We start from the raw sequence: 15669 nt of genomic DNA, 5'->3' as shown, positions 1-15669 counted from the left end.
GTTTGACTGAAACTTACCGAGCGCTTGCTTGGTTTTCAAGGAGAGACACCCGCCATCGGCTAGGACAGATGCGCCGTCCCGAACCGCTCGCGGTAAGCCGAAGGCGCTACGCCGGCCGCACTACGGAAGGCATTGCGAAAGCTTTCCACGGTGCCGAAGCCGCACTGCTCGGCGATCCGCTCGACGCTGTCGGCGCTGCTTTCAAGCAATTCGCGGGCGCGCAGCATGCGCTCGTGCTGCAGCCAGGCCTTGGGCGTCATCCCCGTGGCTTCGCTGAAGCGGCGCAGGAAGGTACGCTCGCTCATGGCTACACGGCTAGCCAGTTCGCCGACGCTGATCGACCGGTCCAGTCGCTGCCGGGCCCAGTCCAGCAGCCCGGCGAGGTCATGCCGGGGCGCCCGCGCCACCGGCGCGGGGATGAACTGCGCCTGACCACCGCCGCGCTGAGGTGACATCACCAGGCGCCGCGCGACGGTATTGGCAACCTGCGCGCCGAAGTCCCGCGCCACCAGGTGCAGACAGGCATCGATGCCTGCCGCGCTACCAGCGGAGGTGATCAGTTGCCCGGCGTCTACATAGAGCACCTGGGCATCGACCTCGATGGCCGGGAAGCGCATCGCCAGTTCCTGGGCGTAGCGCCAGTGTGTGGTCGCCCGCTGGCCATCCAGCAATCCGGTGGCGGCCAGGACGAAGACCCCAGAGCAGATCGACAGCAGCCGCGCGCCTTCGTCATGGGCCTTGCGCAGTGCCTGCACCAGCTCGGCGGACGGCGCCTCGGTACGATCACGCCAGCCTGGCACGATGATGGTGCCTGCCGTGCCGAGCGACTCCAGCCCGCCGTCGGCGAATACGCGGATGCCGCCCAATGCGCGCATGGGCCCTTCATCGACGGCAACGACCCGGTGGCTGTACCAGGGGAAGTCGAACTCGGGACGCGGCAGGCCGAAGATTTCCACGGCGATGCCGAATTCGAAGGTGCACAGGCCGTCGTAGGCGAGCACGGCGACTTCCAGGGGATTGCGCGGCATTTGGCGGAAAACTTCCGATCACTGTCCAGTCCGCCACTGTAGCCGATCCGAAGGGCCTCATACAGTGCTCCCACTTTCCACAGGAGCCTTGCCATGCCCAGCCTCGTCAGCCAGTTCCCCGCCGCCCTGCCCGCCGATGCCCTCGCCCACTTCAGCCACCGCCTGGCCTTCGAAACCGACTGTTCCGACGTCAACCACGCCCTGCAGAACGGCGAGCAGGATTTCATCCTGCTCGATGTGCGCAACGCCGCCGCTTTTGCCCGTGGGCATGTACCCGGAGCACTGAACCTGCCGACCCGCGAGGTCGATGCGCGGCGAATGGCGCAGTTCGCGCCGGGCACCCTGTTCGTCGTCTACTGCGCCGGACCGCACTGCAACGGCGTGCACCGTGCCGCCGCGAAGCTCGCCGCGCTGGGATTGCCGGTGAAGGAGATGATCGGCGGGGTGACCGGCTGGCTGGACGAAGGCCTGGCGCTGGTCAGTGCCGAAGGGCACGGGAACCGCAGCCAGACGGAAGGCATCTCGTGCGCCTGCTGAGCATTCGCGAGGCTCGGCCGGGCGATGTTCCAGCAGTGCTTGAGCTGATGCGCGCGCTGGCGGAATTCGAAGGTTATCTCGACGGCTTCGCGGTTGACGGCAACGCCCTGCTCACACGCGCCTTCGGGTCGACGGCGCAATGCCAGGTATTCGTCGCCCAGACCGATACCATCTGCGGGTACGCCGTCGTCCAATGCCTGGACTTCACGTTCGATCTACGCCCGAGCGTTCGACTCAAGGAGCTGTATGTCTCCCAGGGTCGGCGCGGCGAGGGCGTAGGCGAGCAATTGATGCGGCGCGTTGCCCAATGGGCGCTGGAGCAAGGTGCGGGCCGCCTGCTCTGGGATGTGCTGACCGGCAATGACGCGGCAGAGCGCTTCTACTCGCGCCTGGGCGGCCGGCGTGAAAACCGGTGGATGGCCTACCGGATGGATGATCGCGAGCTGCTGCTCCTTGCCGACCGTTAGCTGCTGATCGGCCGGCGTCCTGCCAGGGCGTGCGCCAGGGTGCCGCCGTCCACCAGTTCCAGCTCGCCACCCAGCGGTACGCCGTGGGCGATGCGCGACAGCACCAGGTCGCCACCGCCAAGCAGCTGGGCAATGTAGTGAGCGGTCGCCTCGCCTTCCACCGTAGGGTTGGTGGCGAGGATGATCTCGCTGAAATTGCCGGCCTTGATCCGCGCTTGCAACTCCGGGATGCCGATGGCTTCCGGGCCGAGTCCATCCAGCGGCGACAGGTGCCCCTTGAGCACGAAGTAGCGGCCACGGTAGCCGGTCTGCTCGACGGCGAACACGTCCAGCGGGCCTTCCACCACGCAGAGCAGGCTGTCGTCACGGCGCGGGTCGGTGCACTGCGGGCAGAACTCGTCCTCGGACAGGGTGCGGCACTGCTTGCAATGGCCGACACCCTCCATCGCCCGGGTCAGCGCCTGGGCCAGACGCAGGCCGCCGCTGCGGTCGCGCTCCAACAGCTGCAGCGCCATGCGCTGGGCACTCTTCTGCCCCACTCCGGGCAGGGTGCGCAGGGCATCGATCAGTTGGCGGATCAGCGGCGTGAAGCTCATGGGGCGGTCTCAGGATATTTTTCGGAGGGGTAGAACGACTGTAGGAGCGAGCTTGCTCGCGAACCCTGCCAGGCCGTGAAGGGCCGGTAGAGCGTTCGCGAGCAAGCTCGCTCCTACAGGTCAGCAGGATGCCTGGATCAGAAAGGCATCTTGAAGCCAGGCGGGAGCTGCATGCCGGCGGTCATGCCGGACATCTTGTCCTGGTTGTTCTGCTCGATCTTGCGCACGGCGTCGTTCACCGCAGCGGCGATCAGGTCTTCGAGGATTTCCTTGTCTTCCTGCATCAGGCTGTCATCCAGGGAGACGCGTTTGACGTCGTGGCGACCGGTCATCACCACGCTCACCAGGCCGGCGCCGGATTGACCGGTCACTTCGGCGTTGGCCAGCTCTTCCTGCATCTTCTGCATCTTTTCCTGCATCTGCTGGGCCTGCTTCATCAGGCCGGCCATGCCACCTTTCATCATGTCGAGTTCCTCGATTCGTTCAGTCGTCGGCCAAGGCTCAAGCCTTGACCTCCAGGGGTTCGATAGTACCGTCGCGGACGACCGCGGCGAACTGTTGCTTCATCTGTAGCACATAAGGGTCGGCGGCAATCGAAGCCTCGGCCTGGCGCTGACGCTCGGCGCGTTTACGCGCGGCGGCCTGGGCCGGGGTTTCCTGCTCGGGCTTCTGCTGCGTGACCTGCAGGGTCAGGGTACGCCCGTGGAACTGGTTCAGCGCATCGTTCAGACGGCGCTGCTGGGTCGCGTTGAACAGCGCGCTCTGGCCCGGATCCAGGTGCAGGTGCCAGTTGTCACCGTCCACGGCCACCAGGGTGCAGTTGGCGCCGATGCTGGCGGTCAGGCCGGCCAGGCCCAGGCGCGGGAACAGGTCCAGCCATTCGGCGGCAAGGCCGGTGGCGGGCATGGCCGCAGGCTCGGGTTCCGGCTCGGCCTGCTCCTGCGGCGCCTCGCTTTCGAGGTAGCCGTAGGACTCCATGTCGACTTCGTAGTAATCCTCGGCGGGCGGCGGCTCGTCATCGCGATCATCGTCGTCGGCCGGTGCTTCTGCCACGACGGGTGCGGGTGCTTCCACCGGTGCAGGGGCAGCCACTGATGCAGGTGCTGGCGCTGCCGCTACGGGTGCAGGTGCAGGTGCAGGTGCAGGTGCAGGTGCAGGTGCAGGTGCAGGTGCAGGTGCAGCAGGTTCGACCGGCGCGGGAGCGGTGGCAACCGGTGCCGAGGGTTCGTCCCACGGCAGGTCGACCGGCGCTTCGGCAACTGGCGGCTGCGGCTCGACGGCCGGAGCGACAGGCTCTGCAGCGACGACCACTTCCGGTTGCGCTTCGATAGGAGCAGGAACCGCCTCGACGACCGGCGCGGGAGCAGCAACAGGCGCAGCCTCCACCACCGGAGCCGGAGCCGCCTGAGGCTGCGGTGCGGCAACGACCGAAGCAACCTCGGCGACCGGAGCTACAGGAGCGACCGGCGCTGGCGCAGCAGGCGGCGGAGCAATGGATGCAACCGGCGCTGCAACGGCGGCGCCGGCCACTGGGTTCGGGTTGGAATCAGCCGTGGCCTTGCTGATCCCCAGGTCCTTTAGTGGTGACCTGGGCGCGCCCTCGGCATCGGCCGGGCGAAACGCCAGCATGCGCAGCAGGGCCATTTCGAAGCCGCCACGGGGATCGGGCGCCAGCGGCAGGTCACGGCGGCCGATCAGGCCCATCTGGTAGTAGAACTGCACGTCCTCGGCCGGCAGTGCCTGGGCCAGTGCCAGCACCCGGTCACGGTCGCCCTGGCCGTTGTCCACGGCCTCGGGCAGCGCCTGGGCGATGGCCACGCGGTGCAGCACGTTGAGCATTTCGGCCAGTACGCCGCCCCAGTCCGGGCCTTGCTCGGCCAGGTGTCGGACAGCTTCCAGCAGCGCACGGGCGTCGCCTTCCAGCAGCGCATGGAGCACGCCATAGACCTGGCCGTGATCCAGGGTGCCAAGCATGGCGCGCACGTCGGCAGCCAGCACCTTGCCTTCGCCGAAGGCGATGGCCTGGTCGGTGAGGCTCATGGCGTCACGCATGGAGCCATCGGCTGCACGGCCGAGCAGCCACAGCGCATCGTCCTCGAACGGCACGTTCTCGGCGCCCAGGACGTGGGTGAGGTGCTCTACCACGCGCTCCGGCGGCATGTTCTTCAGCGAGAACTGCAGGCAGCGCGAGAGGATGGTCACCGGCAGTTTCTGCGGGTCCGTGGTGGCCAGCAGGAACTTCACGTGGGGCGGCGGCTCCTCCAGGGTCTTCAACAGGGCGTTGAAGCTGTGGCTGGAAAGCATGTGCACTTCGTCGATCAGGTAGACCTTGTAGCGCCCGCGGCTCGGCGAGTACTGCACGTTGTCGAGCAGCTCGCGGGTATCCTCGACCTTGGTGCGGCTGGCGGCGTCCACTTCGATGAGGTCGACGAAGCGGCCTTCATCGATCTCGCGGCACACAGAGCACTGCCCGCAGGGGGTCGAGCTGACGCCGGTCTCGCAGTTCAGGCACTTGGCCAGGATGCGCGCAATGGTGGTCTTGCCCACGCCACGGGTACCGGTGAACAGGTAGGCGTGGTGCAGGCGCTGGTTGTCCAGCGCGTTGATCAGGGCCTTTAGCACATGGGTCTGGCCGACCATTTCGCGGAACGAGCGCGGACGCCATTTGCGGGCAAGAACCTGATAACTCATTGAAATCCATCGCGACAGGTGAGCAGAAGTGCGCTAATCCTAGCGAAGCGGACCGTAAATTGCACCCGATGTCCGCACCGGTCGCTATCGCATCTTGGCAAGGGCCGGGCTACACGGCATTGTGTTGTCGTTCTGCCATCAACGGAGCCTTGATGCGCTTCCTCGCCACCACCCTGCTGCTGACCACTGCCCTCGCCCAGGCCGACGACCGTCCCGTGCGCTTTTCGGTGGTCGATAGCTGGGCGATGCCGCTGGCGCAGATCGAGAATGGCGAACTGACCGGCGGCATCATGTTCGAGCTGTTCAACGAGGCGGCACGCGAACTGGGCCGGCCCGCAGCCTTCCACATCGTGCCCCGCGCCCGCATCGAGCAGGCCCTGCTGAGCCGCTCCGTCGACGTGCGCTGCTACGTCTCGCGCACCTGGACCGAGCATGAATTCAAGGACTACCGCTGGACTGCACCGCTGATGGTGCAACGCGACCTGCTGGTAGTCCGCGATGCCCCCGCCGACAAGCTGGAAACCCTGCCCAGCCAATCCGTCGGCACCGTGCTGGGCTATCACTACCCGCGCCTGCAGCCGCTGCTGGACAGCCACTGGCTGACCCGCGACGACGCGCGCAACCAGGAACTGGTGTTGAAGAAGCTGCGTATCGGTCGCTATCAGTACGCGATCAGCAGCGAGTTCGCGCTGAACTGGTTCAACCGTGAGTTGCCCGAGGCAGAGCGCCTGAGAATCGCCAGCGTGATCGAAGAAACGCCGCTGTCATGCATGGTGCTGGACGCGCCCGAAGTCCGCGCCGAAGAGGTGCTTTCGGTGCTGGCGAAGATCAAGGCGTCGGGGAAGATCGAGGAAATCCTGGGTCACTATCGCTGAGGCGACATATGCATCGACAGGAGGGCACGGAAGATTTTCCTGGACCCGAAATGGAGGCGGCCCCGCCAGCCACACCCCGGCACACAATGTCCCCGCCTTGGCTGCTTCCTTCCGGACCTGACCAGGTAAGCGAGTAATCGTTGCGGGGGGACCGACAGGGCCACCATCACGAGAAGCTCGCCAGATCAGCGAGCCGCGCCATTGTAGCGGCTTGAGCGCAACTTACAAGCACTTCAAGCACTTAGCGACGTTCCACACGCAATTCCTGACCTTCATCACGAATTTGCCTTTTCATTAGGGGAATTACCCTACAGCCAATTCAGAAAATTCCAGCGGTGCCGACGCTATAGGACGAACCCGTCGCTCAAGGGCGGGCCATGACCGAGCGAGGAATGCCAGCATGTCCGTTGCACTGCGATCCACCACTCTCGTTGCCCTGCTCTTCTCCGCCCCGCTGATGGCCTACGACGGGGTCATCCACTTCAGCGGTGCGGTGGTCGAACCGACCTGCCAGGTCGGGCTGACCGACGTAACCGCCCGCAGCGCCCGCGTGCAATTGAGCGAGTGCAACCGGGCCATGACGATGATGCTGAACCAGCCGCGCGGCGCGATGCCCAGCGTGAGCTACCGGCTGACCGATGCTCGCGGCAATGCATTGGGGAATGGCATCGCGGCCACCGGCGACACCGACAGCGTGATCCGCGAAATCGCCAAGGGTGGCGTAGCCGCGGGCCAGCGCAATGTGGTGCTGGTGGCCGAGTACCTGTAAGGGGCGTTACTGCCCCTGGAGCAGCCCTTCGGGCCGAGGCTGGGTGGAGACCTCCAGGTTCGGCCCGATGAACAGATCCATCTTGCTGTAGCCCGGACGGGTGCTGAAGGTGGAGTAGCGCTCCGCCCCCTGGTGGAACTGGAAGGCGACGCGGTATTCACCCGAACGCAGCAGGCGCAGCGGGAAGGCGCGCGCTTCGCCCGGCTTGATCTCGCCCGCGAGGGTTTCCTCGCCGTTTTCCTTGAAGCTGTAGTTCACCGCCGGCCCGCCCACGCCCTCGTAATGAAGGACGATCTGCGGGCGCTCGGTCCAGGCTACGTAGGCCCCGAACAGCACCACCAGCGCCCCGACGCCGAGCAGGCGCTGCTTTCTTGCCTTGTCCATCTCGCTCTCCGTCAATCGCTGGCCCACCCCGCCCTGCGTTGCAACGCAGGGATCGGAGCAGGCCTGCCGATCAGTTCAGGCTGTCGACCAGGGCCTTGGCGGGCACCAGGCGTACCGCCTTCTTCGCGGCGATCTCGATGGTTTTGCCGGTCTGCGGATTGCGGCCGGTGCGGGCAGCGCGTTCGCTGACCTTGAGCTTGCCGATCCCCGGCAGGGTCAGCTCACCGTCGTTCTCCAGGGCGTCCTGGGCGATCTGCGCCAGTTGCTCGAACACGCCGCGCACGGCGGCCTGGGTCAGGTCGAGGGATTCGGCGATATCGCGAACCAGTTGGTCCTTGGTCATGGGCATGGAATGACTCCTTGATGCATTGATCTTGATGGATGCGTGTCAGGCGCCGAGGCCATGGTCGGCCAGCAGCTTGATCAGCTGCTCTTCGTCCATTACGGCGACGCCAAGTTCCTGGGCCTTTGCCAACTTTGAACCCGCTCCCGGTCCTGCAACGACGCAGTGGGTCTTGGCCGAGACCGAGCCGGCCACCTTGGCGCCCAGGCTTTCGAGCTTTTCCTTGGCGACGTCGCGGCTCATGGCCTCCAGGGTGCCGGTCAGCACCCAGGTCTGGCCGGCCAGGGGCAGGCCTTCGACCACCTTGCGCTCGCTGCGCCAGTGCATGCCGAACTCCGCCAGCTGCGCTTCGACCGCCTTCGCGCGCTCGACGCGGGCGGCATCGGCGAAGTACTCGCGTACCGACTGCTTGGCCTTCTCGTTCACGCCCTTGAGAGTGCTGAGGTCGAGCCAGTCCTGGCTGAGGGTAATGAGCGCGTCGAGACTGCCCGTGCGGTCGGCCAGCTTCTCGGCGCCCGTGGCGGCGATGAAGGGGATGTTCAGCTTGTCGATGAAGCCCGCCAGTGTGGCGACGGCGGCGAACTCGGCGGAAACCTCGCCTTCGTCCTGCAGCTGGACGCCATGCTCCGGATTCTGCAGTTCAGCGATCACGCTGCGGTTGTGCTCGTCATCGAAGAAGTTATGGATCTCGTAGGCCACCTCGCCGCCGACATCCGGCAGGTAGGTGAGCACTTCGGGCAGCGCCTTCTGGATGCGCGCCAGGGAACCCAGGGAACGCGCCAGCAGCTTGGCGGTTTCCTCGCCCACATCCGGGATTCCCAGCGCGAAGACGAAGCGTGCCAGCGCGGGCTTGCGGCTATCGGCGATGGCGGCAAGCAGGTTGCGCGTGGAGACTTCGGCAAAGCCTTCCAGCTCGATGACCTGCTCGAAGGTCAGGGTGTAGAGGTCAGCCGGGGACTTCACCAGGCCCTTGTCCACCAGCTGCTCGACGATCTTGTCGCCGAGACCGTCGATGTCCATCGCGCGGCGCGAGACGAAGTGGATGATCGCCTGCTTGAGCTGCGCCTGGCAGAACAGCCGGCCGACGCAACGGTAGATGGCGCCTTCGCTGACTGACTCCTTGCCCTTGCTGCGCTTGACCAGCTGTGTGCGCTCGACCTGCGAGCCGCATACCGGGCACTGGGTGGGGATCGCCACCGGGCGAGCATCCGCCGGACGGCGCTCGGTGACGACCTGCATGACCTGCGGAATCACGTCGCCGGCACGGCGAATGATCACGGTGTCGCCGATCATCAGGCCCAGGCGGGCGACTTCGTCCATGTTGTGCAGCGTGGCATTGGACACGGTCACGCCAGCCACCTGCACCGGCTTCAGACGCGCCACGGGCGTTACCGCACCGGTACGACCGACCTGGAATTCCACATCGAGCAGCTCGGTCAGCTCTTCGCGGGCCGGGAACTTGTGGGCGATGGCCCAGCGCGGCTCGCGGGCGCGGAAGCCCAGCTCACGCTGGAAGTCGATGCGGTTGACCTTGAACACCACGCCGTCGATCTCGTACGCGAGGCTGTCGCGGCGGGCGCCGATGTCTTCGTAATAGGCGCGGCAACCCTCAATACCCTTGGCCAGCTTCAGCTCGCGGCTGATCGGAATGCCCCAGCCCTTGAGGGCTTCGAGAATATCGACCTGGGTACCGGGCAGCGCGCCGCCCTCGACGCGGCCGAAACCGTAGCAGCAGAACTCCAGCGGGCGGCTGGCGGTGATCTTCGAATCCAGCTGACGCAGGCTGCCAGCCGCGGCGTTGCGCGGGTTCGCGAAGGTCTTGGCGCCGGCTTCCATCTGCCGCTCGTTGAGCGCGTCGAAACCTGCCTTGGACATGAAGACTTCGCCACGCACTTCCAGCACCGCGGGCCAGCCCTCGCCCTTCAGGCGCAACGGCACATTGCGGATGGTACGCACGTTGACGCTGATGTCCTCGCCGGTGGTGCCGTCGCCACGGGTGGCGCCACGGGTCAGCACGCCGTTTTCGTACAACAGACTGACCGCCAGGCCATCGAGCTTGGGCTCGCAGCTGTACTCCACTTCGGCGCCGCCACCGAACAGGTCCGACGCCGGCAGCTGGTCGGCCAGGCCTTCACGCACACGGCGATCGAAGTCGCTGAGGTCCTGTTCCTCGAAGGCGTTGCCCAGGCTGAGCATCGGTACTTCGTGGCGTACCTCGCCGAAGGCCGAGGCGGCCGCACCGCCGACGCGCTGGGTCGGCGATTCGGGGGTGATCAGTTCGGGATGCTCGGCTTCCAGCGCCTTAAGTTCGCGGAACAGGCGGTCGTACTCGGCGTCCGGCACGCTCGGCTCGTCGAGCACGTAGTAGCGGTAGTTGTGGTCGTCGAGTTCGCTGCGCAGCTGGGCGATGCGTTCGGCTGCGGATTGGGAGTCGGTCATGCGGGAATCTCGGGCGGCAAGAGGTTGCGGCTAGAAATGCGAAGCCCCAAGGGTCGCTTGGGGCTTTTTGTGCAGCGTGCGGAAAGCTTAGCGCTTCTGGGTCAGGGCGCGTCGCTCGAAGTCGATGATGCGCTGACGATAGTGTTCGATGGTCTGCGCGGTCATCACGCTGCGCTGCTCGTCCTTCAGCTCGCCATTGAGCTCCTGGGCCAGCTTGCGGGCAGCGGCGATCATCACATCGAACGCCTGCTTGGGATGGCGCGGGCCCGGCAGGCCGAGGAAGAAGCTCACTGCGCGGGTGCTGAACTGGTCGATGTTGTCCAGATCGAAGGTGCCCGGCTTGACCGCGTTGGCCATGGAGAACAGCACTTCACCGTTGCCGGCCATGCTCTCGTGGCGGTGGAAGATGTCCATCTCACCGTAGCGCAGGCCGCTTTCGAGGATGTTCTGCAGCAGCGCCGGGCCCTTGAAGCCGTTCTCGTCGCGGCTGATGACGTTGATGATCAGCACTTCATCGACCGGCGCCTGCGGCGCCGACGGAGCAGCAGCTGCGGGAGCTACGCGCTCCTTGTCCTTCTTGCGGTCTTTCTTGGGCTTGTCCTTCTCTGCCGGCGCTTCGTCCAGTGGATTGGGGAAATCCTCTTCGTCCAGCGGGCCGAGCAGGTTCGGCGCCGGGTCGTCCAGGTTCAGGTCACCCTGACGCGGCTCGCCGCGGCGCTTGCCGCGCGACTCCTTGGCGCTGAGCTTGGGCAGGTCTTCCTCGTCCAGCTCCGGCTCGCGGTGCTCGACTACACGGGAAGGCCCGAGCAGTTCCGGGTTGGTTTCGTCCCCGTCATCGGGCTGGTTGGCAAACTGGCGATCCAGCTTGAAACGCAACTTGCCCTTGCCACCCCGCATGCGACGCCAACCGTCGAACAGAATGCCGGCGATGACGATAAGCCCAATGACGATCAGCCATTCGCGCAGACCGATATCCATCTAATCCTGTAGCCCCTGAACAAAAAATGATGATGAAAAAAAGGACATCCTATCCCTTGAAAACGTGGAGCCAACTTCATGTTCTGACTGATGTTTTCCACGCGATACAAAAGTGGGGGTTAAGCTAACACGCTCTCACATAACTTTACACTGTCTGAGGCGACACTCCGCCGCACTCTTTGCAACTTTTCATAGCGGTCGCCAGCTGCGCGCCCGAAGTGAAGCCTACCCCAATCAAATCAATGCGTTAGGCTGGAAACAAAGCATCTTGCCAGCATAGCTCAAGTTCGCCCGGACGATCACGCTTCGGCGAGTGCAACAGCCTCTTCCACATCCACCGCCACCAGACGCGAACAACCCGGTTCGTGCATGGTCACGCCCATCAACTGATCGGCCATCTCCATGGCGATCTTGTTGTGGGTGATATAGATGAACTGCACTTTTTCCGACATCTCCTTCACCAGCCGCGCATAACGGCCGACGTTGGCATCGTCCAGCGGCGCATCGACTTCGTCGAGCATGCAGAACGGTGCCGGGTTCAGCTGGAAAATCGCAAACACCAGCGCCAGAGCGGTCAGAGCCTTCTCGCCACCGGACAGAAGATGGATGGTGCTGTTCTTCTTGCCCGGCGGCCGCGCCATGATCGCCACCCCGGTATCGAGTAGATCCTCGCCGGTAAGTTCCAGATAGGCATGGCCGCCGCCGAAAACCTTGGGGAACAATGCCTGAAGGCCAGCATTGATCTGGTCGAAGGTTTCCTTGAAGCGATTGCGGGTTTCCTTGTCGATCTTGCGGATGACGTTTTCCAGGGTATCCAGCGCTTCCACCAGGTCGTCGTTCTGGTCGTCCAGGTAGCGCTTGCGCTCGGATTGCTGCTGGTATTCCTCGATCGCCGCAAGGTTGATCGGGCCCAGGCGGCCGATGCGCGCGGCCAGTTCTTCCAGACGGGTTTCCCAGACCTTCTCGGCGGCGTCGTGGGGCAAGGTGGCCAACACACCGTGCAGGTCGTAGCCGTCCTCGTGGAGCTGTTCCTGCAGCGACTTGCGACGCACGCTCAGGGCCTGCCACTCCATGCGCTGCTGCTCCAGCTGGCCGCGCAGCAGTTGCGACTGCTGCTCGGCCTGGGTGCGGCGCTTCTCGGCGTCGCGCAACTGGCGGTCGGCATCTTCCAGCGCCAGGCGCGCGTGCTTGAGTTCGTCTTCCACCGCCATGCGCCGGTCGAGCAATTCCTCGAGACGCATGCGCAGTTCTTCCAGCGGCGCGGCGCCCTCCTCCAGGTTGAGGTTGAGCTGCTCGCAACGCTCGACCAGGCGCACGGCCTGGCTGTCCAGGCGCTCCAGCGCCTGACGGGTGGATTCATGCTGGGCGCGCAGGGAGCCGACGCGCACAGCCAGCTGATGGGCGTGATCCTTGTGCTGGCGAGACTCCTGGCGGATGCGGTCGAGCTTCTCGCGCATGCCGTCGCGCTCGGCGAGCAGTGATTCGCGCCGCTCAGTGTCCACGGCCATGGCATCCAGCGCCTCCTGCAGGCTCAGGCGGGCTTCGCCCAGCTGCTCCTGCTCGATGGCGTGCTGCTCGGCCAGCTCGGCCAGCTCTTCGTCCAGACGACGGCGGCGCAGGGTCAGTTGCTCGACCTTGGCCTGCTGCGCGGACAGCTGCGCCTTCAGCTCGCCCTGGCGGCGGCCTTCGTCCTGCAGGCGGCGACGCACCTGGTCGCGGCCCTCCTCGGCCTGGCGCTGCTCGTCGCGCAGGCGTACCAGTTGTTCATCGATCTCGGCGAGGCGCTGCTCCAGCGTCTCGCGCTCGGCGTACAGGCGCTCCAGCTCCTGGCCACGCGCCAGTACACCGCCATCGGCGGACTCACCACGGCGCACGCGCAGGAAGTTGCGGCCAACCCAGTAGCCGTCGCGGCTGATCAGGCTTTCGCCATCCCCCAGCGACGCACGCTGAGCCAGTGCCTGCTCCAGAGTTTCGACCGGACGCACGCGGCCCAGCCAGTAGCTCAGGTCGACATTCGCTTCGACCTTGTCCAGCAGGCTGCCGGGGCGGGAAACGGCGCCAGCGGTCAGATCGAGCAGGCGCAGGTCGCCCTTCTCCAGCGCGTCGAACGGCAGCCCCTTCACGTCATCCAGCAGCACACCGTGCAGGTCGGCGCCGAGCACGGTTTCCACCGCCAGCTCCCAACCCGCCTGCACGCGCAGGCCCTCGGCAAGGCGCGGACGCTGCTCCAGACCTTGTTGGCGCAGCCATTGCGCGGTGCCGTCGCCCGGATCGAGCGCGGCCTGCTGCAGCGCCTCCAGCGAGGCAATGCGGCCATTCAGGCGTTGCAGCTCGCCTTGCGCCTGATGCTGCGCGGCGGTGCTTTCCTGCAGAGACTGGCGCACGCGCTCCAGGCGCTCGGCCAGTTCCTGTTCCTCGATCTGCGACTCTTCCAGCAGCAACTCGATGGCGGCGACCTGTTCGCCCAGCTCGAGGATCGCGGCATCTTCCGGATCGGCGGCCAGTTGCGTGCGCTCATCGTTCAGGCGGCGCTGGCGCTCGCCCTGGCGTTCCAGGCTCTGTTCCAGGTGCTGGATGCGCGACTGCTGCACCTCCGCTTCGCGGCGCGGTTCGGCGCTTTGCTGGTTGAAGGCGTCCCAGCGCTGCTGCCAGTCGTGCATTCGCTGCTCGGCGTCTTCCAGGCCGACGGTAGCTTCTTCGGCGGCGGCGGCGCTGATTTCCTGTTCCGGAGCCAGGCGCTCCAGCTCCTCGCCCAGGGTGGCGAGCAGGGTGCGGTCGTGGCCCAGGTGGGATTCGGTTTCCTGCCGGGTCTTTTCCGCCTCTCGCAGGTCGTCCTGCAGCTGACGCAGGCGCTGCTGGCCGTGCTGGATGCTCTGTTCGACGCGGGCGATGTCGCCGCCCACGGAATAGAAGCGGCCCTGCACCTGGTTGAAGGTTTCAGACAGTTCGTGGTGGCCGTCGCGCAGGCGCTCGATGCTGGCATCGGCGCTGCGCTGTTCGGCCACCAGCGCCTCGAAGGCCACTTCCTGGTCGCCGATGACCTTTTCCTTCTGCCCGACCTGCTCGTTCAGGTCGCGCCAGCGCAGGGCGCCGAGCTGGGCCTTGAGGGTGCGCTCCTCGGCCTTGAATTCCTGGTACTTCTCCGCCGACTGGGCCTGGCGGTGCAGGCGTTCCAGCTGGCGCTCCAGCTCTTCGCGCAGGTCGGTGAGGCGCGCGAGGTTTTCCTGGGTACGGCGGATGCGATTCTCGGTCTCGCGGCGGCGCTCCTTGTACTTGGAGATGCCGGCGGCTTCCTCGATGAAGTTGCGCAGATCCTCGGGCTTGGCCTCGATCAGCTTGGAGATCATGCCCTGTTCGATGATCGAGTAGCTGCGCGGCCCCAGGCCGGTGCCGAGGAAGATGTCGGTGATGTCACGGCGGCGGCACTTGGTGCCGTTGAGGAAGTAGGTGTTCTGGCCGTCACGGGTCACGCGGCGGCGGATGGAAATCTCGGCGTAGCTGGCGTATTCGCCCAGCAGGGTCTGGTCGGAGTTGTCGAACACCAGTTCGATGGACGCCTGGGTCACCGGCTTGCGCGTGTTGGAGCCATTGAAGATGACGTCGGTCATCGACTCGCCGCGGAGGTTCTTCGCCGAACTCTCGCCCATCACCCAGCGAACGGCGTCGATGATGTTGGACTTGCCGCAGCCGTTGGGGCCGACCACGGCCGCCATGTTGCTCGGGAAATTGACCGTCGTCGGGTCGACGAAGGACTTGAAGCCCGCCAGCTTGATGCACTTGAGCCGCATGCGCCCTCTTCCCCCTTTTCTCTTCTTATCGTTCAGCCAGTGCGGCCAGGACCAGTTGGCTGTTGTGCCGACCGTAGTCGAGCAGGACCTCGCGGATCCCCGCCTCGTCGCGGCCGACCACCGCGCGCAGCAGGTTTTCGAAGCTGCCGATGAACTGGCTCATCTCGCCTTTGCGGCGTTCCAGGGCCAGATGATAGGTGCGACTGATGGCCGGCAGGAGATTTTCCACGGTTTCCTGCAGGTAGGGATTGGCAGCGAACGGGAAGGCAGCGCGCATGATGTCGAAGCTGGATTCGACGAAGGCGTTGATGTCGCCGCGTTCGAGTTCGTCCAGCAGGCGCTGCTGGATGGCCATGAAGGGTGCCAGATCGGCTTCCTGGCGCCAGGTCCGCGCCACGCTGCTGGCGAGCATGATGTAGAGCTCCATCACCAGCGAGTAGAGGCTTTCCACGTGGGCCGCGGACAGCTCGGACACCTGCGCTCCCCGCCGCGGCAGGATCACGACCAGATGGCGGCGCTCGAGGATCAGCAGCGCTTCGCGGACCGAGCCGCGGCTGACGTTGAGGGTCTGGGTGACCTTCTGTTCCTGGATGCGTTCGCGTTCCTTGAGTTCGCCCCGGATGATGCGTTCGGCAAGGTGGTGCGCGATCTGCTCAGCCAGGCTGTCCGGGGCCTTGAACGTCATGGTTGTCCTTAAGAATCGGGGCGCTTTCGAGGGGGTATTGCGGACGCGAAGTGTAACACAGGGTGTTACCGCGCCATCCCCCGCCCAGG

At 65.5% G+C, this 15669-nt stretch carries 14 protein-coding genes and 1 other RNA gene; 4 read left to right on the top strand and 11 right to left on the bottom strand.

Features of this window, described 5'->3' with window-relative positions; genetic code table 11:
* Positions 1-59 precede the first annotated feature (59 nt).
* Entirely contained in the window at positions 60-1028 is a 969-nt protein-coding gene (ftrA, locus tag IB256_RS27075) for a transcriptional regulator FtrA (RefSeq protein WP_192404706.1), read from the bottom strand.
* Positions 1029-1121: 93 nt separating this feature from the next.
* Between ftrA and IB256_RS27070 the strand changes: the two genes are divergently transcribed.
* The gene (locus IB256_RS27070) at positions 1122-1565 is read left to right on the top strand and encodes a rhodanese-like domain-containing protein (protein WP_192294961.1); all 444 of its coding nucleotides are present in this window, start codon (positions 1122-1124) and stop codon (positions 1563-1565) included.
* On the top strand, positions 1553-2032 hold the full coding sequence (locus IB256_RS27065) for a GNAT family N-acetyltransferase (RefSeq protein ID WP_192294962.1): 480 nt from the start codon (positions 1553-1555) through the stop codon (positions 2030-2032). The genes IB256_RS27070 and IB256_RS27065 overlap by 13 nt, the downstream gene beginning before the upstream one ends.
* Here the strand turns inward: IB256_RS27065 and recR are convergent.
* From recR to dnaX, 3 genes are all read right to left on the bottom strand, one after another.
* Positions 2029-2628, bottom strand: coding sequence for a recombination mediator RecR (recR, locus tag IB256_RS27060; protein ID WP_138214757.1), 600 nt, complete (start codon positions 2626-2628; stop codon positions 2029-2031). The genes IB256_RS27065 and recR overlap by 4 nt on opposite strands.
* A 137-nt stretch (positions 2629-2765) precedes the next feature.
* On the bottom strand, positions 2766-3092 hold the full coding sequence (locus tag IB256_RS27055; RefSeq protein ID WP_045209089.1) for a YbaB/EbfC family nucleoid-associated protein: 327 nt from the start codon (positions 3090-3092) through the stop codon (positions 2766-2768).
* A 37-nt stretch (positions 3093-3129) separates the two neighbouring features.
* Positions 3130-5319 (bottom strand): DNA polymerase III subunit gamma/tau, encoded by a 2190-nt coding sequence (gene dnaX / locus IB256_RS27050; RefSeq protein ID WP_192404705.1) that lies wholly within the window; start codon positions 5317-5319, stop codon positions 3130-3132.
* A 152-nt stretch (positions 5320-5471) separates the two neighbouring features.
* On the opposite strand from dnaX, the gene IB256_RS27045 reads away from it, so the two are divergent.
* Positions 5472-6194: a substrate-binding periplasmic protein gene (locus IB256_RS27045; RefSeq protein WP_192294964.1), complete on the top strand. Its 723-nt coding sequence runs from the start codon at positions 5472-5474 to the stop codon at positions 6192-6194.
* Between the two features lie 60 nt (positions 6195-6254).
* On the opposite strand, the gene ffs is transcribed toward IB256_RS27045, so the two are convergent.
* An RNA gene (ffs, locus tag IB256_RS27040) (signal recognition particle sRNA small type) lies at positions 6255-6351 on the bottom strand.
* Between the two features lie 243 nt (positions 6352-6594).
* Between ffs and IB256_RS27035 the strand changes: the two genes are divergently transcribed.
* Complete coding sequence (locus IB256_RS27035; protein ID WP_192294974.1) at positions 6595-6963, top strand: hypothetical protein; 369 nt, start codon at positions 6595-6597, stop codon at positions 6961-6963.
* 6 nt (positions 6964-6969) lie between these two features.
* Here the strand turns inward: IB256_RS27035 and IB256_RS27030 are convergent, their stop codons facing one another.
* The 6 genes from IB256_RS27030 to IB256_RS27005 form a co-directional block, all read right to left on the bottom strand.
* Positions 6970-7347 carry a hypothetical protein gene (locus IB256_RS27030; protein ID WP_192404704.1) on the bottom strand — a complete coding sequence of 126 codons (378 nt, stop codon included), beginning with the start codon at positions 7345-7347 and terminating at the stop codon, positions 6970-6972.
* Positions 7348-7417: 70 nt separating this feature from the next.
* Positions 7418-7720 (bottom strand): HU family DNA-binding protein, encoded by a 303-nt coding sequence (locus IB256_RS27025; RefSeq protein WP_226046604.1) that lies wholly within the window; start codon positions 7718-7720, stop codon positions 7418-7420.
* A gap of 15 nt (positions 7721-7735) precedes the next feature.
* On the bottom strand, positions 7736-10129 hold the full coding sequence (gene ligA / locus IB256_RS27020; protein WP_192404703.1) for an NAD-dependent DNA ligase LigA: 2394 nt from the start codon (positions 10127-10129) through the stop codon (positions 7736-7738).
* An 87-nt stretch (positions 10130-10216) separates the two neighbouring features.
* Positions 10217-11107: a cell division protein ZipA gene (gene zipA / locus IB256_RS27015; RefSeq protein ID WP_192294977.1), complete on the bottom strand. Its 891-nt coding sequence runs from the start codon at positions 11105-11107 to the stop codon at positions 10217-10219.
* Between the two features lie 299 nt (positions 11108-11406).
* Positions 11407-14895 (bottom strand): chromosome segregation protein SMC, encoded by a 3489-nt coding sequence (gene smc, locus IB256_RS27010; RefSeq protein WP_192404702.1) that lies wholly within the window; start codon positions 14893-14895, stop codon positions 11407-11409.
* Positions 14896-14920: 25 nt separating this feature from the next.
* The gene (locus IB256_RS27005) at positions 14921-15580 is read right to left on the bottom strand and encodes a GntR family transcriptional regulator (RefSeq protein WP_192294979.1); all 660 of its coding nucleotides are present in this window, start codon (positions 15578-15580) and stop codon (positions 14921-14923) included.
* Positions 15581-15669 lie beyond the last annotated feature (89 nt).

This window comes from Pseudomonas sp. PDM17 (genome assembly GCF_014851985.1).
Classification (GTDB): Bacteria; Pseudomonadota; Gammaproteobacteria; order Pseudomonadales; family Pseudomonadaceae; genus Pseudomonas.
The sequence above is the reverse complement of the archived record's forward strand: the minus strand, read 5'-3'. Positions and strand labels throughout refer to the sequence as shown.